This is a genomic window from Metapseudomonas resinovorans DSM 21078 (assembly GCF_000423545.1).
Taxonomy (GTDB): domain Bacteria; phylum Pseudomonadota; class Gammaproteobacteria; order Pseudomonadales; family Pseudomonadaceae; genus Metapseudomonas; species Metapseudomonas resinovorans.
This window is the reverse complement of record NZ_AUIE01000034.1, coordinates 67025-87316: the sequence shown is the minus strand read 5'-3', so window position 1 is coordinate 87316 and position 20292 is coordinate 67025. Positions and strand designations below refer to the sequence as shown.

Sequence of the window (20292 nt, the reverse complement as noted above, 5' to 3'; positions counted from 1 at the left end):
AGCACCCACACGAATTGCTTGATTCAGTTGTTAAAGAGCGTTTCGATCAAGTCTTTCGTCTCAACCGAGGCCGCGCATCCTACAGCAGCCTTTCTTACTGTCAAGCTGTTTTTCGAAAATCTCTTTTCTACTCAACCGCTTGCGCCTTCGATCCGATCTCTCTTCTCGTCAGCGGGAGGCGCATTCTACAGCGCTCAATCACGCTGTCAACACCTCCTTTCCAACTTCATTCGCCAGTGGCGAACCTTGCGAAGCGGAACCTCCCAGCACCTTCACCAACCACTTAACTCGTTGATCTACAAGGAGTTTTGCTTGGCAACTGCGCTGGAAGAGGTGCGCATTATAGGGATGCAGATTCTGCCGTCAACACTTAATTGAAACCTTTTTGTCATGCCGCCTGAACATCTGGAAAACCTTGGGCAGAAACCGTTCCACGATCGGCAACCGCAGCAGCATCAGCACAGCACCAGCCGTGGCGTACCCAGCCCACTCGGCCATGTCCGCCCGCACGACCCAGAGCATATGCAGCAGCGCTATCGCCAGGATGGCGTAGACCAGGCGGTGCAGCTGCTTCCAGCGTTTGCCCAGCCGGCGGATGCTGAAGCGGTTGGAGGTGACCGCCAACGCCAGTAATCCAGTGAAACCCAAGGCACCTACGAATATGTAAGGGCGCTTACCGAGGTCGATTATCAGTTGCTGCATATCGAGACCGAGAAGGAACACGGCATAGCCAGTGATATGCAGCACTACATAAGTGAAGCACCAGAGCCCGAGTTGACGGCGAACCGCAATCCACCCACCCCAGCCAGTCAGCTTCTGCAACGGCGTCATGGACAAGGTAATGAGCAGCAACCAGAGAGCCCCCAGCCCCAGACGATCGACCAGTACTTTGCCCGGGTCCGGCCCCAACGCGAAAATCCAGGCCTGATAAAGCCACAGGCCAACCGCAATCGGCGCCACCAGGAATACGAACAGCCTCCAGAGTTTGAACCGCATCAGTAGTACTTCCTTAAATCCAGCCCGCTATAAAGGCTGGCCACTTCGTCATAACCGTTGAACATACGAGTCGGCACGATGTTCGGGCTGAACAGCCCACTGGGAAGGCGTCGTTCGTGGGCCTGGCTCCAGCGGGGATGATCCACCTCAGGATTGACGTTCGAATAGAAGCCATATTCCTCCGGGGCGATGGATTGCCACGTAGTAGGAGGCTGTTCGCTGACCAGACTTATCCGAACGATGGACTTGATGCTCTTGAAACCGTACTTCCACGGCACGACAAGACGCAGCGGCGCGCCATTCTGGTTCGGCAGCACGCGACCATACATACCCACGGCAAGTAGGGTCAGCGGATGCATCGCCTCATCCAGGCGCAAACCTTCTACATAGGGCCAATCGATCAGGGAGAAACCGGAGCGCACCCCCGCCATTTCCTCTGGCGCGAGACGGGTCTCAAAGCTGACAAACTTGGCCTTGCTGGTTGGCTCCACACGCTTGAGCAAATCAGCCAAGGGAAAGCCCAGCCAAGGAATGACCATGGACCACGCCTCGACACAACGAAGCCGATAGATACGCTCTTCCAGACCTTGGGGTTTGACCAGGTCCTCTACCGAGTAGGTACCAGGCTTACCCACTTCACCATCGATACGCACCGTCCAGGGTTCGACCTGCATGTTCTCCGCGTAACGCGCCGGGTCCCCCTTGTTGGTCCCGAACTCGTAGAAGTTGTTGTAGTGGGTTGCATCCTGAAAGGGTGTAATCGCCTCATCCGCCGGAGTAACGGCCTGCCAATGGGTACTCGCGAGCTTATCGCTGAACCAGACCGGCGCCTGGGCAGCCTCAGCGTCAGGATAGGCCGATGTTTCCCGGGCATGGAGCGGCAACGAAGCCATGGCAAACAGGCCACCAGTTGCTGCAAGCAGTTGGCGTCGGGAGAGATAGACGGATTCGGGCGTAACTTCGTGCTCGCGGCACACGGACGAAGAGGGGATCTGGATCAGCATGGCGGCTCCGCAACTCGGGCTAGGATGCCCAGTAGACTGCGGAGCCGCGAGGAAATTACATCACTCGACCTGCTTGCGACGACGCAGTTGGAGCAAGTATTGCACCGGGCCGGATGCGGCGTAAGCCAGGAAGATCAGCAGGAGGATGCGCGGCGGATCGCTGAACACAACGGCGAAGGCCAGCACGACGATCAGGATGGCCACGAAAGGTACGCGCCCCTTCAAGTCCAGATCCTTGAAGCTATAGAACCTGATGTTGCTCACCATCAACATGCCAGCCAGGGCGACCAGCAGGGCAACGATGAACGACATGTTCGAGCCCTTGATACCGAAATCGCTGAAGGCCCAGACAGTACCAGCAACCACGCCGGCAGCCGCGGGGCTGGCCAGACCAATGAAGTAGCGCTTATCCACCTTGCCGATCTGGGTGTTGAAACGCGCCAGACGCAGTGCAGCGCCTGCCACATAGATGAACGCAACAGTCAGGCCGACACTGCCCAGGCCGCTCAACGCCCATTCGAAGGCCAACAGCGCCGGGGCAACGCCGAAGGCAACCATGTCCGACAGGGAGTCGTACTCGGCACCAAAGGCACTCTGCGTATTGGTAAGGCGGGCCACTCGACCGTCGAGACTATCCAGCACCATGGCAACGAACACGGTAGCGGCCGCCACCGAAAAATTGCCGTTCATGGCGTTGACGATGGCGTAGAAGCCGGCGAACAGATTGGCGGTGGTGAACAGGTTGGGCAGCAGGTAGATACCACGATGCCGGACCTTGCGCCCTTCCGAATCCTGGCCTTCCTCGACGTGCTCGTCGATCGGCAGCAGGCTGTCGTTATCGGTGGACTGGTTCGGCTCTTCGGGACGTTCACTCATGAACAACATCCTTGCAACGAGTACGGAATGTGGTGGACGGGCTCAGGAGTGCGCCGCCCGGCAAACAGGCTTTATACCAGAACCCCGGCGCCATAACGAAAGAACGCGGCCGAGGCCGCGTTCTTTCTGATCAGGATAAGACCTTAGTTCTTGGTCTTGTCGACGATCTTGTTGGCAGAGATCCACGGCATCATCGCACGCAGACGCTCACCGACCTGCTCGATCGGGTGAGCGGCGTTGTTGCGACGGTAGGCAGTCATCGAAGCGTAGTTCGAGGCACCTTCCTGGATGAACATCTTCGCGTATTCACCATCCTGGATGCGCTTCAGAGCGTTACGCATGGCCTGACGGGATTCAGCGTTGATGACCTCCGGACCGGTTACGTATTCACCGTATTCGGCGTTATTGGAGATCGAGTAGTTCATGTTGGCGATGCCGCCTTCGTACATCAGGTCGACGATCAGCTTCAGTTCGTGCAGGCATTCGAAGTAGGCCATTTCCGGCGCGTAACCGGCTTCAACCAGGGTTTCGAAGCCGGCTTTCACCAGCTCTACGCAACCGCCACACAGAACAGCCTGCTCACCGAACAGGTCGGTTTCGGTCTCGTCCTTGAAGGTGGTTTCGATGATGCCGGTACGGCCGCCGCCCACGCCGCAAGCGTAGGACAGAGCAACATTCTTGGCGTTGCCGGAGGCGTCCTGGTAAACGGCTACCAGGTCAGGGATGCCGCCGCCTTTGACGAACTCGGAGCGAACGGTGTGGCCCGGAGCTTTCGGCGCGATCATGATCACGTCGAGGTCGGCACGCGGTACAACCTGGTTGTAGTGAATGGCGAAGCCGTGGGCGAAGGCCAGGGTGGCACCCTTCTTCAGGTTCGGCTCGACTTCTTCCTTGTACAGCTTGGACTGGAACTCGTCCGGGGTCAGGATCATCACCAGGTCGGCGGCGGCAACGGCTTCAGGCACGCTCTTGACGGTCAGACCATGGGCTTGAGCCTTGGCAACGGTGGCAGAGCCAGCGCGCAGGCCGACGGTTACGTCGACACCGGAGTCTTTCAGGTTGCAGGCATGAGCATGGCCCTGGGAACCGTAACCGATGATGGCAACTTTCTTGCCCTGGATGATCGAGAGGTCACAGTCTTTGTCGTAATACACTTTCATGGAAACACCCCTATTAACTGGGCCCCTCGGGCCTATCGCAATATTTAGATAGTCAGCACTTTGTCGCCACGGGAAATCCCGGTGACGCCACTGCGTACGGTTTCCAGGATCGAGCTGGTGCCGATGGCCTGGATGAAGCTGTCAAGCTTGTCGCTGGTACCCGCCAGTTGGATCGTATAAACGCTGGACGTCACATCGACGATCTGGCCGCGGAAGATGTCGGTGGTGCGCTTGACCTCGGCGCGCTGGGCGCCGGTAGCCTTGACTTTGACCAACATCAGTTCGCGCTCGATGTGGGCGCTCTCCGACAGGTTCACCAGTTTGACCACTTCGATCAGCTTGTTGAGGTTCTTGGTGATCTGCTCGATCACCTCATCGTGCCCGATGGTGGTCAGGGTCAGACGCGACAGGGTCGGGTCTTCGGTCGGAGCCACGGTCAGGCTTTCGATGTTGTAGTTGCGCTGGGAGAAGAGGCCAACCACGCGGGACAGTGCGCCCGGCTCGTTCTCCAGCAGCAGGGAAATGATGTGTCGCATGTTCAGGTCCGCTCCGTCTTGCTCAGCCACATGTCGCGCATGGCGCCATCCCGAATCTGCATCGGGTAGACGTGTTCACTGGAGTCGACCTGGATGTCGAGGAACACCAGACGGTTCTTCAGCGAAAACGCCTCTTCCATCTTCGCCTTCAGATCCTTCGGATCGGTCACGCGAATGCCGACGTGGCCATAGGCCTCGGCCAGCTTGACGAAGTCAGGCAGCGATTCCATGTAGGAGTGCGAGTAACGGCTGTTGTACTGCATGTCCTGCCACTGGCGGACCATGCCCAGCGTACCGTTGTTCAGGTTGACGATTTTCACCGGCAGGTCGTATTGCAGGCAGGTGGACAGCTCCTGGATGTTCATCTGGATACTGCCTTCGCCAGTGACACAGGCCACATCGGTTTCCGGGAAGTTCAGCTTGATGCCCATGGCCGCCGGGAAGCCGAAGCCCATCGTGCCGAGACCACCGGAGTTGATCCAGCGATTGGGCTTGTTGAAGCGGTAGTACTGGGCCGCGAACATCTGGTGCTGGCCTACGTCGGAGGTGATGTAGGCATCGCCCTTGGTCACTTCCCAGAGTGTCTCGATCACGCTCTGCGGCTTGATGATGCTGCCGTCGCCCTTGTCGTAGGGGAACAGGTCGCCACCAGCGCGCCACTCATCGATCTGCTTCCACCAGGCCGCAACGGTATCCTTGTTCGGGGTCTCGCCGATTTCCTTGAGGATGGCGACCATCTCGGACAGCACGCTGTCCACCGGCCCCACGATCGGGATATCGGCCTTGATGGTCTTGGAGATCGAAGCCGGGTCGATGTCGATGTGGATGATCTTGGCGTTCGGGCAGAACTTGGCGGCGCCGTTGATGACGCGGTCATCGAAACGCGCGCCAACGGCCAGGATCACGTCGGCGTGGTGCATCGCCAGGTTGGCGGTATAGCTACCGTGCATGCCGAGCATGCCAACGAACTGGTGATCGGAACCCGGGAAAGCGCCCAGCCCCATCAGGGTGTTGGTGACCGGTAGGTTGAGCATCTTGGCCAGTTCGGTGAGCTGCTCGGATGCGTTACCCATGATGACGCCACCGCCGGCGTACAGGATCGGGCGCTTGGAGGCCAGCAGCATCTCGGCAGCCTTGCGGATCTGACCTGAGTGTCCACGAACTGCGGGGCTGTAGGAACGCAGCTTGACCTTCTTCGGGTAGCTGTACTCGAACTTCTGGGTCGGATCGCCCATGTCCTTCGGAATGTCGACCACGACCGGACCGGGACGGCCGGACTGGGCGATGTAGAAGGCCTTCTTGATCACCTCGGGAATTTCCGAGGGATGCTTGATGATGAAGCTGTGCTTCACGATCGGGCGGGAGATACCGACCATGTCGGTTTCCTGGAAGGCATCGGTACCGACCATGTTGCTGGGCACCTGACCGGACAGGATCACCATCGGGATGGAGTCCATGTAGGCAGTGGCGATACCAGTGATGGCGTTGGTTGCGCCAGGGCCTGAGGTCACCAGCACGACACCGGGTTTGCCGGTGGCGCGGGCGTAACCGTCGGCCATATGGGTAGCAGCCTGCTCATGACGGACCAGGATGTGGGTCACATCGTTTTCTTTGAACAGGGCGTCGTAGATATGCAGGAGGGCACCACCCGGGTACCCATAGATGTACTTAACGCCTTCGTCACGCAGTGAGCGGACGACCATTTCAGCGCCAGATAAAAGCTCCACGTTTTTCACCTCTAGAACGCCAGATAACCGCCCGCGACCGGACGGCCTGAATAGGTTTGCTTGCAGGCAGCGCGTGAGCGACTGGTGGTCGCCGACTACGTCAGCTGCTGACTGAACAAGCATCGGGTCGGCCCCTGAGAGTTGTTGCGGGGCTTTCCCACCCAGCGCGAGGTAACGCGTTGCGGGTGTTACAGGTCGGCGCGGGTGTGCACCTCATCGACTGCTACAGCTTCCGACTTGCGGCCGGCCCACTGGAACAGCGAACCCTGGATTCTTCGGATTAGCGCGAGACAAGTCAAGTAATCCGTTGCGGAATCTTGCATGGATTGCTGTGACGCGACGCAGGATCAAGGCCGGCGGCTTTTGGTTATAGTTAGCGCAGGATTCTCCGCCATCAGAAGGAAACCGCATGCACCGCATGATTCTTGCCGCCAGCCTGCTGCTAGCATTGAGCACGTCCGCCATGGCTGGCCAGGTCTACAAATGGGTGGACGCCCAGGGTGTCACCCACTTTGGCGCCCAGCCGCCTGAAGGCCAGGAAGCCACCAGCGTGAATACCTCAGTGCCAAAGCCGCGCCCTGCCCTGCCGCGTCTGGACAGCGAAATCGCTCAGCCAGCGGCACCGCTGCCCCAGAGCAAGCCTGTGGGCGACCAGAAGGCCATCGACGAAAAAGTGAAGGCGGAAGTCGCGACTCAGGAAGCGGAGCGTCGTAAGTACTGCGAAAACATACGCACCAATCTGGCGCAACTACAGAACAATCCGCGACTACGTGCCGAAGTGAATGGGGAAGTACGCCGCCTGAGCGAGGAAGAGCGACAGTCCCGGATGAAGGAGGCCGAAAAAGCCATCAGCGAGAATTGCAACTGAGGCGGTGCCTCAGTTCGTCCCACCTATCAGCCGGTCGAAAGCGCCCAAAGCGTCGAGCAACGCGCTTACATCCGTGAGCCGCTCCCGGTAAGCCTCTTCCGCCATGGTGCGGATGCCAGATGCGTGAGGCAGCTCCAAGTCATTCTCCAGAATGACTTTCATGCGGGGCAGGAAAATCCACTGCAGCCACTCTTCGAAGGCCAGCGTGTCCACGCAGAACGGCGCCTGACTGGCCAAGGCATCCGCACTGGGCGAAACCTCTGCCCACCAGCCAAGACCGCGTAACTCCCGCTCGATGAGCAGGAGCTGGTCAGCCACTTCGACGCAACGCGGGTCCATTAGAGATTGACCTTGGCCTTTTCACGCGCAAGCGCCGCGCCGGACGGATCGCCCAGGCGGTCGCGGGAGCGTGCGACCAGGTCCCACAGGCTGGCTTGCAGAGCCGGCCGCCCATTGGCATAGGTCATGGCGCGGCGTGCGAACTGTTCAGCCTGTGCCGCATCCCCCTGGGCCAGGCGTACTTCAGCCAGGCGATAGAGCACCTGGGGCTCACGCGGCGCAATGCGCTGGGCACGCTCCAGGCTGGCGGCGGCGCCATTCAGGTCACCACTACCTTGTTGCTGCTGGGCAGTGGTCAGCAGCGCCAGCACCGGGCCATCGAGCTGCTCGTCGGCGGCCAATCCACCACCGTTGCCGGGAATACCACTTGGAGCGATGGGCGCTGGCGCGCTATAGCTCGGAGAGCCGTAGCTGGGCGAGCCATAGACGGGTGCGCTGGGTGCCGTCACTGTTGGGCCAGTGGTGATTGGACCGGGGGTAATTCCGCCGCTGGTGATACTGCCGCTGATGGGCGCGCTGGACGCCGGCGCCGCAATGGGTGCGCCGGAGGCGGCACCAGGCACCATCACCACCACGCCGGAATCTTCGGGCACGCTGCGCGGGGCGGCGGGCGTCTGATTGTAGCCACCGCGGTTGGAGGTTCCCTGTTCCAGTTCAGACAAGGGCGCACCGGAGTCAACCACGGGAATGGCGCCTCGCTGCGGGGTGGCACAACCTGCCAGCAGAGCGGCTGCCGCAAGGGCAGGAATCCAGGCTTTACTCACTTTTCATCCTCTCGGTTCATTGCATCCAACCACGAACCCAGTCCATGACCGAGTCCACGGGTGCGCCCATGCCGCAAGCTGCGCCAGGGGCAGGTTCACTGCCACGAATGTAGGGCATCTGGACTGCGCCCGGGCAACTCGGGTCAGAACCCTGACCACTGTGCGGGTCGATCCACGCTTGCACCACGTTGTCCGGCATGGGCATGTCCAGCGGCAGCGGGTCAGCCTTGCGCATGAAGCTGGTCCAGACCTGCAGCGCACCGGTGGCGCCAGTCAGCGGCGTCTTGCCGTTATCATCGCGCCCCAGCCAGACCACTGCCAGCAGATCCTGACTGAAGCCGGCGAACCAGCTGTCCCGCGAGTCGTTCGTGGTGCCGGTCTTGCCCGCCAGTGTCAGGGACGATGGCAGCTGGCTGTACACCGACCGCGCAGTACCTTCGCGCATGACTCGCTGCATGGCGTTCTGCACCAGATAGATGGCACCCGGATCGAAGCGTTGCTGGATCTGGAAGGGATAGCGCTTGAGCGGCTCACCCTCGGCAGTCAGCACACTGCGAATCCCCCGCAACGGTGTATTGAAACCACCGTTTGCCAAGGTCTGGTACATGGTCGCCACTTCCATCGGGCTCAGCGCGCCAGCACCGAGGAGCATCGAGGGATAAGCCGGCCACTCGCGGGAAACACCCAGTCTCTCAAGGGTTTTGAGCACATTGGGCACGCCCAGTTCCAGGCCGAGCTTGGCGGTCGACAAGTTGTAGGAATTGGCCAGCCCCTGATACAGGTAAATGGTGCCGTGGGCGCGGCGATCGTAGTTCTGCGGACGCCACACCTGGCCATCCTGCCCCTTCACAGAAAAGGGTTCGTCGGCAACCCAACTGGTCAGGGTGTACTGACTCGGGCGCTCCAGAGCAGTAAGGTACACGGCCGGCTTGATCAGCGAACCAATGGGCCGCACCGCATCTACCGCGCGGTTGAAGCCAGCGAAGCGTGGCTGTCGGCTGCCGATAAGCGCCTGGATCTCACCGGTTTCCGGATTGCTCACGACCATGGCCGACTCCACCTGATCCACGCCCTTGCGCCCGGAAAGGCGCTTCAGGGTTTCGCTCAGTGCGGTTTCAGCCTTGGACTGCAGGATGGGGTCGAAGCTGGTGAAAATGCGCAGCCCCTCTTCGGTCAGGTCTTCCTCGCGATAGTCCTCACGCAACTGGCGCTTCACCAAGTCGAGGAAGGCTGGGTAGGAGCTGTCAGCCAGACTGCCGCGCCGTGTCACGCCAAGCGGCTTCTGCTTGGCGGCAGCCGCCTCCTCTGGAGTGACCACACCCTGCTCGGCCAGCAGATCGATCACCAGATTGCGGCGCTCCAGCGCGCGTTCCGGGAAGCGACGCGGGTTGTAGTAGGACGGTCCCTTGACCATGCCCACCAGCAGAGCGATCTGGTGCAGCTTGAGCTCCGCCAGCGGCTGGCTGAAGAAGTACTGGCTGGCAAGGCCGAAGCCATGGATGGCGCGCTGGCCATCCTGACCGAGGAACACCTCGTTGAGGTAGGCTTCGAGGATTTCACGCTTGTCGTAATGTAGCTCCAGCAGCACGGCCATCATGGCTTCCGTAGCCTTGCGGGAGATGGTGCGCTCGCTGGTCAGGTAGAAGTTCTTGACCAACTGCTGGGTCAGGGTGCTTCCGCCCTGGCGAAGCTCGCCGGCGGTCGCGTTGATCCAGAAGGCACGGGCGATGGACTTGAGAGACACACCGTGATGGTTGAAGAACTCGCGGTCTTCTGTCGCCACCAGGGTTTCCACCATGTACGCAGGCACTTGGTCCAGCTTGATCAGCACACGATCTTCATGGTGGGCGGGATAGAGACCGCCGATCAGCAGGGGCTCCAGGCGGGCCACTGCCAGATCGGCGCCGCTGGCCTGGGTCAGGCCTGCCACGTAGTCGCCGGAGAAGCGCACGCGCACACGCTGGGCCGGTTCGGCGCCTTCATAGAACTGGAAGCCGCGAGTGTTCAGCTCGACGTTGTTACCCGACACCGAAGCGGCACCCGGGCCATTGGACAGGCTCTCGCGGCGATAGCCCAGGGCATCCAGTTCCTTCAGGAAGTCGTCCTTCGACAGCTTCAGCCCGACGAACAGTTCCAGTGGACGGGCATAGACTTTGGCCGGCACCGTCCAGCGCTTGCCGGAGAACTTCTCCTGCACCACGGCATCGAGGTAGATAGCGAAACCGGCCAGCACCACCAGGCCTACGAGACCCAGTTTGAAGGCCCAGCCCAGCCATGGGCGAAGGCCGCTAGAACGGCGTTTTGAGCGGGATTTGGGGGATCGGGGACGTGTCATGGCGGCGCATTATACGCACTTTATCCACAGCCAACAGGCACGCCCTGACGGTTTGCAGGCCGGCGCACAGAGGCGATAATGCCGGTCTTCCACAGAGACAGAACAAGGAATGCCCGTGAGCCAGTCCCTGCTAGCCGCCCTGCAGAATCCCGCCCTTTACCCCCACGCGGTGGACGGGTTCCAGGTGATCGAGACGCACATATCCTGGGTACTGCTGACCGGCAGCTACGTGTACAAGGTGAAGAAGCCGGTGAACTTCGGCTTCCTCGACTTCACCAACCTCGAAGACCGCCGACATTTCTGCGAAGAAGAGCTGCGCCTCAACCAGCGCCTGACCCATGACCTCTACCTGGAAGTGCTGCCAATCACCGGCAGCGTTGAATCCCCGCAGATCGGAGGAAAAGGCCCGGCCATCGAGTATGTGCTCAAGATGCGCCAGTTCCCGCAGGAAAACCTGCTCAGCGCGCTGCAGGCCCGCGGCGAGCTGAGCCCTGCCCACATCGATGCGTTGGCCGAGCGGATCGCCAGCTTCCACCTGGCCGCTCCGAAAGTGACCATCGACCACCCGCTGGGCACTCCTGACGCCGTTATGATGCCGGTTCGCCAGAACTTCGAGCAGATCCGTCCGCTGCTGAGCGACAAGGCCGACCTGCAACAACTGGACGCGCTGGAGGCCTGGGCTGAAAGCAGCCACGAGCGACTCAAGCCGCTGCTGGCGCGACGCAAGCAGGAAGGCTTCATTCGCGAGTGCCACGGTGACATTCACTTGGGCAATGCCACCTTGATCAACGATGAAGTCGTGGTGTTCGACTGCATCGAATTCAACGAGCCCTTCCGCTTCACTGACGTCTACGCCGATATCGCCTTCATCGCCATGGACTTGGAAGATCGCGGACTCAAATCCCTTTCCCGTCGCCTGGTCAGCCACTACCTGGAGCTCACCGGCGATTACCAAGGCCTGGAACTGCTCAATTTCTACAAGGCCTATCGCGCCCTCGTGCGTGCCAAGATCGCCCTGTTCAGCCTGGCCCACCAGGCCGATGCAGTACAGAAGGCCGCCACCGTCCGCCAATACCGTAACTATGCCGGTCTGGCCGAAAGTTACTGCGCCATCCCTTCGCCCTTCCTGGCCATCACCTGTGGTGTATCCGCCTCGGGCAAGAGCCATGTGGCACTGCGCCTGGTGGAAGCCCTGGGCGCCATACGCCTGCGCTCGGACGTCGAACGCAAGCGCCTGTTCGGCGAGCAGCAGCAAGGCATCGAAGGCCTGCAGAGCGGCATCTATGACGCGGACGCCAGCATCGCTACGTACGAGCGCCTGAACCAGTTGGCGGAGGTCGCGCTGCATGCCGGATTCCCCGTGGTCATCGACGCCACCTTCCTCAAACAGGAACAACGCCAGGCCGCGCACAAGGTCGCCGAAGAAACCGGTACGCCTTTCCTGATCCTCGACTGCCACGCACCAGAAGCGGTGATCGAAGCCTGGCTGGCGCAACGCCAAGCCGAGGGCGGTGACCCGTCCGATGCCACCATGGACGTGGTACGCGCACAACTGGCCAGCCGCGAGCCCCTGGATGCAAGCGAACTGCTCCAGAGCAAGCGCATCGACACCAACCAGGCCGCAAGCCTGGACGGCCTGGTGGAGCTCATCCGCCAGCACCTGCCAGGCGTCTGACCCGCCTCTATCGCGCCGGGCAACATCCGTCGCGGCTTCTATACTGCCGGCTGAGTCACTCTCAGCCGAGCAGCCGGAGTCCATCTCCCATTCGCCGACACTTTCTCACCGGCCAGTTAATGCCTGTGCCCGGAAGACGCGAACAGGAATGTCCCTATCGCATCAGCAGTGATCGTTTTCCGTGCAGGGAGCGCGCGAGGATGCAGCGATAGCACAAGGCCACGCACTGCGAATGGCCGCTACACTTATCCACAGCACTGCCCCTCTCGTGCCCAATCCATCGCAAGGAGGCTCGATGAACGACGAACTGCAACACATGAAAAATCTGGGCAAGACTTCAGCACAATGGCTGCATGCCGTCGGCATACACAGCGCTTCCGACCTGCGCCGGCTCGGTGCCGTCAGTGCCTACAAGGCGGTTCGGGCACGCGGCTTCAGAGCCTCCAAAGTGCTGCTCTACGCCATTGAGGGCGCCCTGCTGGACATCCACTGGAACGACCTGACACCTGGCCACAAGGCAGAATTGAACCATCAACTGGACACTCCGGGCGTCCACAACAAGAGCTAGCTCACAACCTCCGCCAAGAGAGATTTACGAGCCAAGACAAGGTCCCTATTGTTTCAGGGACCTTCGTGTGCGACGCCATTCCAGTCAGTTCAAGGAATTACTGCCATGTACCTACTCGGGGAGCAACCGGCCTACGCCGACCAGCTGATCAACAGACTGCAGAGCATCCCCGGGCAGCTGCTCGATGGTCTGGAACCAAGCGGCCCCGCGGTACGCCTGGAACAAGTCGAAGACCTTTCACCCTTGCTGCCTGCCAACCAGCTTTTCCTGATCGAGAACGGCCTGATCCACGCCATCGTCGATGAACGCCCCCTTTTCTACCTGCAGGAGGGCGACCTGGTCGGCCTGCGTCAGGGCATCGACCTGCCTTCCTGCCGCTACAGCAGTGACGAACCCATCAGCCTGATGCCATTCAGCCGCAACGAAGTGTTCAAACACATCTACGGCAACGAAAAGCGCCAGGAGCTGTTCATCCAGTACCTGGTAGGCCATACCGCCCTGCTCTCGGATGCCGTCGCTCGCCTGAAGCAGCCGGACGTGCGCCCCTCCACCGGCTTCCAGCACTTCTCCGGGGGAGAGGAGCTTATCCACCAGGGGGACGAGGCGGACCATGTCTTCATCATCATCGAGGGTCATGCAGAGGCCTTCGTCGATGGACAAAAGGTGGGCGATGTCCAGAAGGATGAGATCTTCGGGGCCATGGCGGTATTCACCCGGGAACGGCGCAGCGCCACAGTGGTGGCCAGTGAGCCCTGCACCGTGATGGTGATTCCCAAGGAACAGTTCCTCAGCCTGATGCAAAGCAATCCGCGCATTGCTCACAGCCTGATCGAGAGCATGGCGCGGCGCATCGACCTGCTGAATAAAGAGGTCACCCAGCTACGGCTGTCCCCCGAAAGGGTTTGATCCCCGCAAGAACCCGGCGCAAAGCCGGGTTCTTGCTTTCAGGGGCCGGCAAACGAGACGAAAAGGAAAAGGCGAACCGATGCTTGACTTGAAAATGAGAATTGTTATTATTTCAGCAACTGATCGCGAGATCAGCCGGTAAGCTGGGAGACCAAGCAGTCGGACTCTTCAGGTTATCTCCTCATCAGGCTAATCACGGTTTTAGACCCGGCAAATTGCCGGGTCTTTTTTTACCTGAGATTCAGCAAATCCGAATGCAACCTGCTTGTCAGCGCCTAGCGCGCGGCCGGAATTTTCTGGCGCATACCCGCGCAGTGATCGATGGGCGGCAAAGCGGCGGTGTACCAGACGTAGTCGGCCGCGCCCTGCTCCACCGGTTTACCCACCTCCGAGAAGATCAACACCGCATTCCCCTCGGCCTTACCCAGGTCGGCCAAGTGCAAAGGCACTCCCAGATCACGACGCACATGGAAAGCCCCCGCGAACAGCACTGCCGGGGTGTGCGCCGCCAACAACCGCTCCGCCATGCGCCGGTCACGTTGCTGCTGCACCGCAAGCATTGCCGGCATCTGGGATTCCGGCAGCAGGCCGCAGTGGGACTCCCGGATCTGCTCCAGCAATGGCCCGCGCACTGTCTCCGCGGTGGACTGCTCGCCCTGCAGGACCGGACGCTCCTTGTAGATGCGCTTGATTTCGCTGCGGTCGAGATTGGCCGCGAGCAGCGGATAGGGTTGAGCCAGGGCATGGCGGACGATCGGGCCATAAAGCTCCCAGCTCCAGTTTTTCTGCCAGGCCAGGGCCTCAGACAGATCCGCCGGCAGTGAGCCCTTGCGCACAGCATCCACCTTGGCCTGCTGTTCGGGCTCGAGCATTTCCAGCAACAGACTGCCCTGGGGCCGTCGAGCTTCCAGCGCCTGCAGCAGCCAGAGCTGCAGGGCATGATGGTCCGGGTTGTCGTGCTGCTCGCCAACCAGCACCCGCGGTGGGGCGGCAAGCCGTTCCAGCAGTTGCTCCGGGGTCAGTTGCTCGCCGCTGCGCAGGTCGCGGATCACGCCCAGCTCAAGGTTGTCCCGGCCCTCGGGACTTTGCCACTCGGGCAGTGGCGGCAGGCTCTGGCAGGCGGCCAGCAGGCCGAAGAGGGGAAGCAGGAGAAGACGCATGGAAAATCCTTGTTCGATCAACGTGCAACGATCAGGGGATGGCCGCGTTCCGGATGGCGCTGCACCAGCACCTCCAGGCCGAACACGGCCTTGAGCGGCTCGGCTTGGAGTACCTGCTCCGGCGTGCCCAGCACATAGGGGCGACCGTCGGCGAGCAACAGCAGCCGATCGCAATAGCGCGCAGCCAGGTTCAGGTCATGGAGAATCACCAGCACTGCCACGCCACGCTCGGCAAACCCCCGCACGGCCTGCAAGGTGGTGTGCTGGTGCAGCGGGTCAAGCATCGAGGTGGGTTCGTCCAGCAGCAGTATTTGCCCGCTGCCCCCGGGCCAGAGCTGCGCCAGCACCCGCGCCAGGTGCACGCGCTGGCGCTCACCACCGGAAAGCGCCAGGTAGCTGCGACCGGCCAGATGACTGGCATCCGCCGCGTGCAGCGCCTGCGCGATGACTTCGGCATCCCGTTCGCGTCCGGTGTCGTGAGGCATACGCCCCATGGCCACGACCTCCTCGACGCGGAAGGCAAAGTTCAGGGTCGAGCTTTGTGGCAGCACGGCCAGGCGTCGCGCACGCTGCGGCCCGTTCCAGTCGCCCAGGGCACGGCCGTCAAGGCTGACCGCTCCGGCGGCAGCCGGCACCTCACCGCACAAGGCACCTAGCAAGGTGCTCTTGCCGGCACCATTGGGGCCGAGTACCCCAAGCACCTCGCCGGGCTGCAGCGCCAGATCGACGCCTGTGAGTACTTGTTTGCTGCCTCGCAGCACGTCCAGTTGTTCCACGCGCAGCATCAGGGGCGACCTCGCACCAGCAGATAGAGGAAGAACGGCGCGCCGATCAGTGCTGTAACGATGCCGATGGGCAGTTCGGCTGGCGCCAGTACCAGGCGCGCCGCCAGGTCGGCCAGCAGCATCAGGCTAGCCCCGGCCAGGGCCGAAGCCGGCAGCAGGACCCGATGATCCGGCCCGGCAACCAGGCGTACCAGGTGCGGCACAACCAGACCGATGAAGCCGATCAACCCAGCCGCCGCCACCGCAGCCCCCACACCCAGGGCAGTGCAGAGAACCAGCTCGCGCTTCAGTCGCTCCACATCGAAGCCCAGGTGACGGGCCTCGGACTCCCCCAGCAGCATGGCATTCAGTGCCTTGGCCCGACGCGGCAGCCAGAAAACCACGAACAGTGTCACGATCAACAGCGGCCAGAGCCTCGAATAACTGGCACCGTTGAGGCTGCCCATGTTCCAGAAGGTCAGGCTGCGCAGGGTCGCGTCATCAGCCAGGTAGGTGAACAGGCCGATCACCGCCCCGGACAGTGCGGTCAGGGCGATCCCGGCGAGCAGCATGGTCGCTACGCTGGTCTGCCCGTCGTGACGCCCCAGGCGATAGACCAGCAACGTCACGCCCAGCCCGCCGGCAAAGGCGCAAATGGACAGCAGGTAGGGGGCAAATGCCTCTGGCAATCCACCCAACGCGGTGCCACCGACAATGGCCACAGCCCCACCCAATGCTGCGCCGCTGGACACCCCAACCAGCCCCGGGTCCGCCAGCGGGTTGCGAAACAACCCCTGCATGGCAACGCCGGACAACGCCAGCACGGCGCCTACCGCAAGCCCGAGCAGGGTGCGCGGGAGGCGTATCTGCCCAAGGATCAGCTCGGCCTGCTCCAGCCCCTCACCGGATAACGGCAGGCCAGCCAAGCGCATTGCCGCGCGTACGGTCTCGCCCAGTGGCAGGCTGACCGGCCCCAGCGCCAGCGACAGCCAAAGCGCTAACAGCAGCAGGACGACCAGGGCGATGAACAGTGGGCGGGAGTGAAGAGATGCAGTCATGGCTGGCTCAGGCTTTTCTCGGTCAGGGCCGGAGCCGAAGGATAGAAGCCTGCGGACAGCGCGGCCATGACATTAGGCAGGCGCGGCCCAAGGCCTGGAGAGAAAGCAGGATGCCTGCGCAAAGGCTGGCTAGAACGGCAAGACGCATCGAAAACAACTCCATCGCTGAATGCGGGAAAAGCCAACGCCCTACTCTGACAGTGCGTTGACCTGGATCAGGGCGCCAGGCGCCTCAGGCTGCACGACCTCAAAGCGCCGGTGCGGATTCCGCCAGTGCTCGCCAATCCTCGCACTCCGGAATACCGGCTTTGCGCGCGCCGAACAATTGCACGGCCAATTGTCCTTCGGCATCGAAGGCTTACCAACTGGTAATCACGCCATCGGTGCGGGGCTTGCGCACGCGCCACAGCTCGGTAACGCCGGCAGTCTGACCGATGCCTTCTCGGTGAACGCCGGCCTGTTCAACCTGACCGACAAGGAGCACTGGCAGTAGGGCGACGTCCAGGGTCTGGACGCCAACAGCCGCAGCTTGGGCCACTACACCCAGCCGGGCCGCAATGCCTCGGTCAACCTGGTCTGGGAGATCTGATTCCTTCAGCACACGGATGTGCCCCTCTTGGCAAGCCACGGCGGCGCGCGATAATGCACGTCTGCCGTGGAGATGCCGATGATCCTGCTTTGCCGCCCCTCTGAACTGGCCGAAGGCCAGAGTCGGGGCTTTGTCGTTGATGGACTGAAACTCTTGCTGGTGCGCCGGCATGGGCAGATCCACGCCTATGAGAATCGCTGCCCGCACCGGGGAATTCCGCTCGACTGGGTGCCAGGCCAGTTCCTCGATCACAGCGGCAGCCTGATCCAGTGCGCCACCCACGGCGCGCTCTTCCTGATCGAGTCGGGCGAATGCGTGACCGGTCCCTGCGCCGGCGACGTGTTGCAACCTCTGGACTGCCGCGAAGATGCCGACGGCATCTGGTTGCTCATCGACACCTGAGCCTCAGAGCTTCACCTCGAGACAACGACACACGCGAACTTCTTCCGGCGTCAGCGCCACCCCATAGGCCAGCACTTCCACACCCACAGCAACAGCCTCACGCAGGGCTGCCGCGTAAGCCGGATCGATCTCCTCGGCTGGACGCACCGCATCGATACCCGAAAGATTCACACAGTAGAGCTGCACAGCGCGCACGCCCTCTCGCGCCAGCGCGGCCAACTCGCGCAAATGCTTGCTGCCACGCTGGGTCACAGCATCGGGGAATGCGGCGACCGGCGTGTCATCAAAGCCCAAGGTGACGCTCTTCACCTCGATGAAGGCCGGACCAGCGGGGTAATCGAGACGGAAATCGGCGCGGCTGTTTTCCAGCCCATAGCCCACTTCGCGCTTGAGGGCGCTGAAGCCCGCCAGCTCACTGATAACGCCGGCCTGCAGCGCCTCTTCCACCAAGGCATTGGCCCGTGCGGTATTGACGCAGGCCAGGCGACCCTGGGGCGTCTCGGCGATTTCCCAGGTACCGGGCAACTTGCGCTTGGGATCGTTGGAGCGACTGAACCAGACCCGGCAGCCCGCGCTCATGCAGTTCAGCATCGAGCCGGTATTGGGGCAGTGAATGGTCAGGTGCTCCCCTGATGACGTTTCTATATCCGCGAGAAAGCGCTTGTAACGCTTGAGCAGCCTGCCCTCCTCCAGGGCCGGGGCGAACCTCATTGACCGGACCAGGTCTTCAGACCGCGGGCCAGGCGCTGCACTGCCTCTTCCAGACGCGGCAGGCTCTGGGTATAGGAGAAGCGCACATGCTGAGCGGAATGATTGCGACCGAAGTCCAGGCCCGGCGTGAAGGCCAGATGTTCGGTTTCGATGAAATGACGGCAGAAGGCGTAGGCATCGCCACCAAAGGCGGAAATGTCGGCATAGAGATAGAAGGCACCTTCCGGCTCGACGGCGATGCGGAAGCCCAGCTCACGCAGGGCCGGCAACAGGTAGTCGCGACGACGGGCGAACTCGTTGCGACGCTGCTCGAGGATTTCCAGGGTCTGCGGCTGGAAGCAGGCCAGAGCGGCATACTGGGCCATCGAAGGCGCACTGATATAGAGGTTCTGCGCCAGTTTCTCCAGCTCGGGCACCGCGTCCGGCGGCGCCACCAACCAGCCGAGCCGCCAGCCGGTCATACCGAAATACTTGGAAAAGCTATTCAGCACGAAGGCGTCGTCATCCACTTCCAGCACACTGCTGGCGTCCATGCCATAGGTCAGGCCGTGGTAGATCTCGTCCACCACCAGATGGCCACCGCGAGCCTTGAGGGTCTGCGACAGGGCTGCCAGCTCGTCGGCGTGCAGCACGGTGCCGGTCGGGTTGGCCGGCGAGGCGACCAGGGCACCCACGCTGTCGGCGTCCCAATGCCGTTCGACCAATTGCGGGGTCAACTGATAGCGGGTCTCAGGGCCCACCGGCACCAGCTGCGCACCGCCTTCCACCAGGCGCAGGAAGTGACGGTTGCAGGGGTAGCCGGGGTCGGCCAGCAGCCAGTGCCGCCCCGGATCTACCAGCAGGCTGCTGGCCAGCAGCAGCGCTCCGGAGCCGCCGGGGGTGATGAGAATGCGATCAGGGTCTATGTTCAACCGATAGCGCGATGCGTAGAAGCCAGCGATGGCTTCGCGCAACTGCGGCACGCCGCGAGCGGCGGTGTATCGGGTATGCCCGGCGGCCAGGGCTGCCTGTCCGGCCTGGACGATGGGCTCGGCAGTGGTGAAGTCCGGCTCGCCGATTTCCAGGTGGATCACATCGTGACCCGCTGCCTGGAGTTCGTTGGCACGAGCCAGCAGGGCCATGACGTGGAAGGGTTCGATGGCGCGGCTGCGCGCACTGTAGGACTGGGCCATTGGCCTTCCTTTATTAAGACAAAGAGAGGATTCTAACCAATGGTCCCTGGACGCTGCAGCATGTACGACGCTGGGGAGTGGCGTACCCGGATTTGATCTGGTAAGTTCGCCCGCTTGCAGCCGCAGGGCCGGCATCGCCGGCGATGGACCATAATCCTGCGCAATGGATTAAGAAAGTGAGAGGCGGCCATCCATGCCCACCAATGCAAAACAACAGAACAGCCAGTTGATTCGTGGCTTCGTGCCCTACCAAGAGACCAAGGGCGAGGAGTACATGAGCGACCGCATGCGCGCTCACTTCACCAACATCCTCAACAAATGGAAGCAGGAGTTGATGGAAGAGGTGGACCGTACCGTGCACCACATGCAGGACGAAGCCGCAAACTTCCCTGACCCGGCCGACCGTGCCAGCCAGGAAGAAGAGTTCAGCCTCGAGCTGCGCGCCCGTGACCGCGAGCGCAAACTGATCAAGAAGATCGACGAAACGCTCCAACTGATCGAAGACAACGATTACGGCTGGTGCGACTCCTGCGGCGTCGAGATCGGCATCCGCCGTCTGGAAGCCCGCCCCACCGCCACCCTTTGCATCGACTGCAAGACCCTGGCGGAAATCAAGGAAAAGCAGCTCGGCTCCTGATGCCGAAACGGGGCGCCAACGGCGCCCCGTCGCGTTACAGGGTCC

The 20292-nt window shown here is 61.7% G+C and carries 21 protein-coding genes and 1 pseudogene; 7 read left to right on the top strand and 15 right to left on the bottom strand.

Annotated features, from left to right (window positions below):
* Positions 1–378, top strand: a 378-nt coding sequence (locus tag G559_RS30820; protein ID WP_245586525.1) for a hypothetical protein, incomplete at its 5' end; no start/stop codon positions are given.
* Here the strand turns inward: G559_RS30820 and msrQ are convergent.
* From msrQ to G559_RS0120535, 6 genes are all read right to left on the bottom strand, one after another.
* A complete protein-coding gene (msrQ, locus tag G559_RS0120560) occupies positions 364–996 on the bottom strand; it encodes a protein-methionine-sulfoxide reductase heme-binding subunit MsrQ (protein ID WP_028630055.1) in 633 nt (210 codons plus the stop codon). The two genes, G559_RS30820 and msrQ, sit on opposite strands and share 15 nt — an antisense overlap.
* On the bottom strand, positions 996–2000 hold the full coding sequence (msrP, locus tag G559_RS0120555; protein ID WP_028630054.1) for a protein-methionine-sulfoxide reductase catalytic subunit MsrP: 1005 nt from the start codon (positions 1998–2000) through the stop codon (positions 996–998). Before msrP ends, msrQ begins: the two co-directional genes overlap by 1 nt.
* Before the next feature lie 60 nt (positions 2001–2060).
* Complete coding sequence (gene pssA / locus G559_RS0120550) at positions 2061–2876, bottom strand: CDP-diacylglycerol--serine O-phosphatidyltransferase (protein ID WP_028630053.1); 816 nt, start codon at positions 2874–2876, stop codon at positions 2061–2063.
* A 143-nt stretch (positions 2877–3019) separates the two neighbouring features.
* Complete coding sequence (ilvC, locus tag G559_RS0120545; protein WP_028630052.1) at positions 3020–4036, bottom strand: ketol-acid reductoisomerase; 1017 nt, start codon at positions 4034–4036, stop codon at positions 3020–3022.
* Between the two features lie 44 nt (positions 4037–4080).
* Complete coding sequence (gene ilvN / locus G559_RS0120540; protein ID WP_028630051.1) at positions 4081–4572, bottom strand: acetolactate synthase small subunit; 492 nt, start codon at positions 4570–4572, stop codon at positions 4081–4083.
* A 2-nt stretch (positions 4573–4574) separates the two neighbouring features.
* Complete coding sequence (locus G559_RS0120535) at positions 4575–6299, bottom strand: acetolactate synthase 3 large subunit (protein ID WP_028630050.1); 1725 nt, start codon at positions 6297–6299, stop codon at positions 4575–4577.
* 409 nt (positions 6300–6708) lie between these two features.
* Here G559_RS0120535 and G559_RS0120530 point away from each other — a divergent pair, with 409 nt between their 5' ends.
* Entirely contained in the window at positions 6709–7167 is a 459-nt protein-coding gene (locus tag G559_RS0120530) for a DUF4124 domain-containing protein (RefSeq protein WP_028630049.1), read from the top strand.
* 9 nt (positions 7168–7176) lie between these two features.
* On the opposite strand, the gene G559_RS0120525 is transcribed toward G559_RS0120530, so the two are convergent.
* The 3 genes from G559_RS0120525 to mrcB are packed head-to-tail and all read right to left on the bottom strand — an operon-like array spanning position 7177 to position 10605.
* A complete protein-coding gene (locus tag G559_RS0120525; protein WP_028630048.1) occupies positions 7177–7506 on the bottom strand; it encodes a YqcC family protein in 330 nt (109 codons plus the stop codon).
* A complete protein-coding gene (locus tag G559_RS0120520) occupies positions 7506–8270 on the bottom strand; it encodes a tetratricopeptide repeat protein (protein WP_028630047.1) in 765 nt (254 codons plus the stop codon). The genes G559_RS0120525 and G559_RS0120520 overlap by 1 nt, the downstream gene beginning before the upstream one ends.
* Positions 8271–8286: 16 nt before the next feature.
* Positions 8287–10605: a penicillin-binding protein 1B gene (gene mrcB, locus G559_RS0120515; protein WP_051246801.1), complete on the bottom strand. Its 2319-nt coding sequence runs from the start codon at positions 10603–10605 to the stop codon at positions 8287–8289.
* 115 nt (positions 10606–10720) lie between these two features.
* On the opposite strand from mrcB, the gene G559_RS0120510 reads away from it, so the two are divergent.
* The 3 genes from G559_RS0120510 (at position 10721) to G559_RS0120500 (ending at position 13754) form a co-directional block, all read left to right on the top strand.
* Entirely contained in the window at positions 10721–12280 is a 1560-nt protein-coding gene (locus tag G559_RS0120510; RefSeq protein ID WP_028630045.1) for a bifunctional aminoglycoside phosphotransferase/ATP-binding protein, read from the top strand.
* Between the two features lie 295 nt (positions 12281–12575).
* The gene (locus G559_RS0120505; protein WP_028630044.1) at positions 12576–12848 is read left to right on the top strand and encodes a TfoX/Sxy family protein; all 273 of its coding nucleotides are present in this window, start codon (positions 12576–12578) and stop codon (positions 12846–12848) included.
* 105 nt (positions 12849–12953) lie between these two features.
* Positions 12954–13754, top strand: coding sequence for a Crp/Fnr family transcriptional regulator (locus tag G559_RS0120500; RefSeq protein WP_028630043.1), 801 nt, complete (start codon positions 12954–12956; stop codon positions 13752–13754).
* Positions 13755–14029: 275 nt separating this feature from the next.
* On the opposite strand, the gene G559_RS0120495 is transcribed toward G559_RS0120500, so the two are convergent.
* The 4 genes and pseudogenes from G559_RS0120495 to G559_RS30990 form a co-directional block, all read right to left on the bottom strand.
* Positions 14030–14914: a ChaN family lipoprotein gene (locus G559_RS0120495; RefSeq protein ID WP_028630042.1), complete on the bottom strand. Its 885-nt coding sequence runs from the start codon at positions 14912–14914 to the stop codon at positions 14030–14032.
* A 17-nt stretch (positions 14915–14931) separates the two neighbouring features.
* Positions 14932–15699: a heme ABC transporter ATP-binding protein gene (locus tag G559_RS0120490; RefSeq protein ID WP_028630041.1), complete on the bottom strand. Its 768-nt coding sequence runs from the start codon at positions 15697–15699 to the stop codon at positions 14932–14934.
* Positions 15699–16736: an iron ABC transporter permease gene (locus tag G559_RS0120485; RefSeq protein WP_028630040.1), complete on the bottom strand. Its 1038-nt coding sequence runs from the start codon at positions 16734–16736 to the stop codon at positions 15699–15701. The genes G559_RS0120490 and G559_RS0120485 overlap by 1 nt, the downstream gene beginning before the upstream one ends.
* Positions 16737–16983: 247 nt before the next feature.
* Positions 16984–17166: pseudogene (locus G559_RS30990) on the bottom strand (hemin-degrading factor); the annotation flags it as partial.
* A gap of 237 nt (positions 17167–17403) precedes the next feature.
* Here G559_RS30990 and G559_RS0120475 point away from each other — a divergent pair.
* Positions 17404–17727, top strand: a complete 324-nt coding sequence (locus G559_RS0120475) for a Rieske (2Fe-2S) protein (protein ID WP_028630039.1) — start codon at positions 17404–17406, stop codon at positions 17725–17727.
* A 3-nt stretch (positions 17728–17730) separates the two neighbouring features.
* Here the strand turns inward: G559_RS0120475 and sfsA are convergent, their stop codons facing one another.
* Together sfsA and G559_RS0120465 are read right to left on the bottom strand one after the other, a co-directional pair.
* Complete coding sequence (sfsA, locus tag G559_RS0120470; RefSeq protein WP_028630038.1) at positions 17731–18438, bottom strand: DNA/RNA nuclease SfsA; 708 nt, start codon at positions 18436–18438, stop codon at positions 17731–17733.
* The gene (locus G559_RS0120465) at positions 18435–19610 is read right to left on the bottom strand and encodes a pyridoxal phosphate-dependent aminotransferase (protein WP_028630037.1); all 1176 of its coding nucleotides are present in this window, start codon (positions 19608–19610) and stop codon (positions 18435–18437) included. The genes sfsA and G559_RS0120465 overlap by 4 nt, the downstream gene beginning before the upstream one ends.
* A 193-nt stretch (positions 19611–19803) precedes the next feature.
* Here G559_RS0120465 and dksA point away from each other — a divergent pair, with 193 nt between their 5' ends.
* Positions 19804–20247 (top strand): RNA polymerase-binding protein DksA, encoded by a 444-nt coding sequence (gene dksA, locus G559_RS0120460; RefSeq protein WP_028630036.1) that lies wholly within the window; start codon positions 19804–19806, stop codon positions 20245–20247.
* Positions 20248–20292: the final 45 nt, after the last annotated feature.

What these genes read in the sequence shown, in the direction of transcription:
- G559_RS0120530 (WP_028630049.1), top strand. Translation starts at nt 6,709, where the DNA reads ATGCACCGCATGATTCTTGCCGCCAGCCTGCTGCTAGCATTGAGCACG.
- G559_RS0120525 (WP_028630048.1), bottom strand. Translation starts at nt 7,506, where the DNA reads ATGGACCCGCGTTGCGTCGAAGTGGCTGACCAGCTCCTGCTCATCGAG.
- msrQ (WP_028630055.1), bottom strand. Translation starts at nt 996, where the DNA reads ATGCGGTTCAAACTCTGGAGGCTGTTCGTATTCCTGGTGGCGCCGATT.
- ilvC (WP_028630052.1), bottom strand. Translation starts at nt 4,036, where the DNA reads ATGAAAGTGTATTACGACAAAGACTGTGACCTCTCGATCATCCAGGGC.
- ilvN (WP_028630051.1), bottom strand. Translation starts at nt 4,572, where the DNA reads ATGCGACACATCATTTCCCTGCTGCTGGAGAACGAGCCGGGCGCACTG.
- msrP (WP_028630054.1), bottom strand. Translation starts at nt 2,000, where the DNA reads ATGCTGATCCAGATCCCCTCTTCGTCCGTGTGCCGCGAGCACGAAGTT.
- dksA (WP_028630036.1), top strand. Translation starts at nt 19,804, where the DNA reads ATGCCCACCAATGCAAAACAACAGAACAGCCAGTTGATTCGTGGCTTC.
- pssA (WP_028630053.1), bottom strand. Translation starts at nt 2,876, where the DNA reads ATGAGTGAACGTCCCGAAGAGCCGAACCAGTCCACCGATAACGACAGC.
- G559_RS0120475 (WP_028630039.1), top strand. Translation starts at nt 17,404, where the DNA reads ATGATCCTGCTTTGCCGCCCCTCTGAACTGGCCGAAGGCCAGAGTCGG.
- mrcB (WP_051246801.1), bottom strand. Translation starts at nt 10,605, where the DNA reads ATGACACGTCCCCGATCCCCCAAATCCCGCTCAAAACGCCGTTCTAGC.
- G559_RS0120505 (WP_028630044.1), top strand. Translation starts at nt 12,576, where the DNA reads ATGAACGACGAACTGCAACACATGAAAAATCTGGGCAAGACTTCAGCA.
- G559_RS0120490 (WP_028630041.1), bottom strand. Translation starts at nt 15,699, where the DNA reads ATGCTGCGCGTGGAACAACTGGACGTGCTGCGAGGCAGCAAACAAGTA.
- sfsA (WP_028630038.1), bottom strand. Translation starts at nt 18,438, where the DNA reads ATGAGGTTCGCCCCGGCCCTGGAGGAGGGCAGGCTGCTCAAGCGTTAC.
- G559_RS0120465 (WP_028630037.1), bottom strand. Translation starts at nt 19,610, where the DNA reads ATGGCCCAGTCCTACAGTGCGCGCAGCCGCGCCATCGAACCCTTCCAC.
- G559_RS0120500 (WP_028630043.1), top strand. Translation starts at nt 12,954, where the DNA reads ATGTACCTACTCGGGGAGCAACCGGCCTACGCCGACCAGCTGATCAAC.
- G559_RS0120485 (WP_028630040.1), bottom strand. Translation starts at nt 16,736, where the DNA reads ATGACTGCATCTCTTCACTCCCGCCCACTGTTCATCGCCCTGGTCGTC.
- G559_RS0120495 (WP_028630042.1), bottom strand. Translation starts at nt 14,914, where the DNA reads ATGCGTCTTCTCCTGCTTCCCCTCTTCGGCCTGCTGGCCGCCTGCCAG.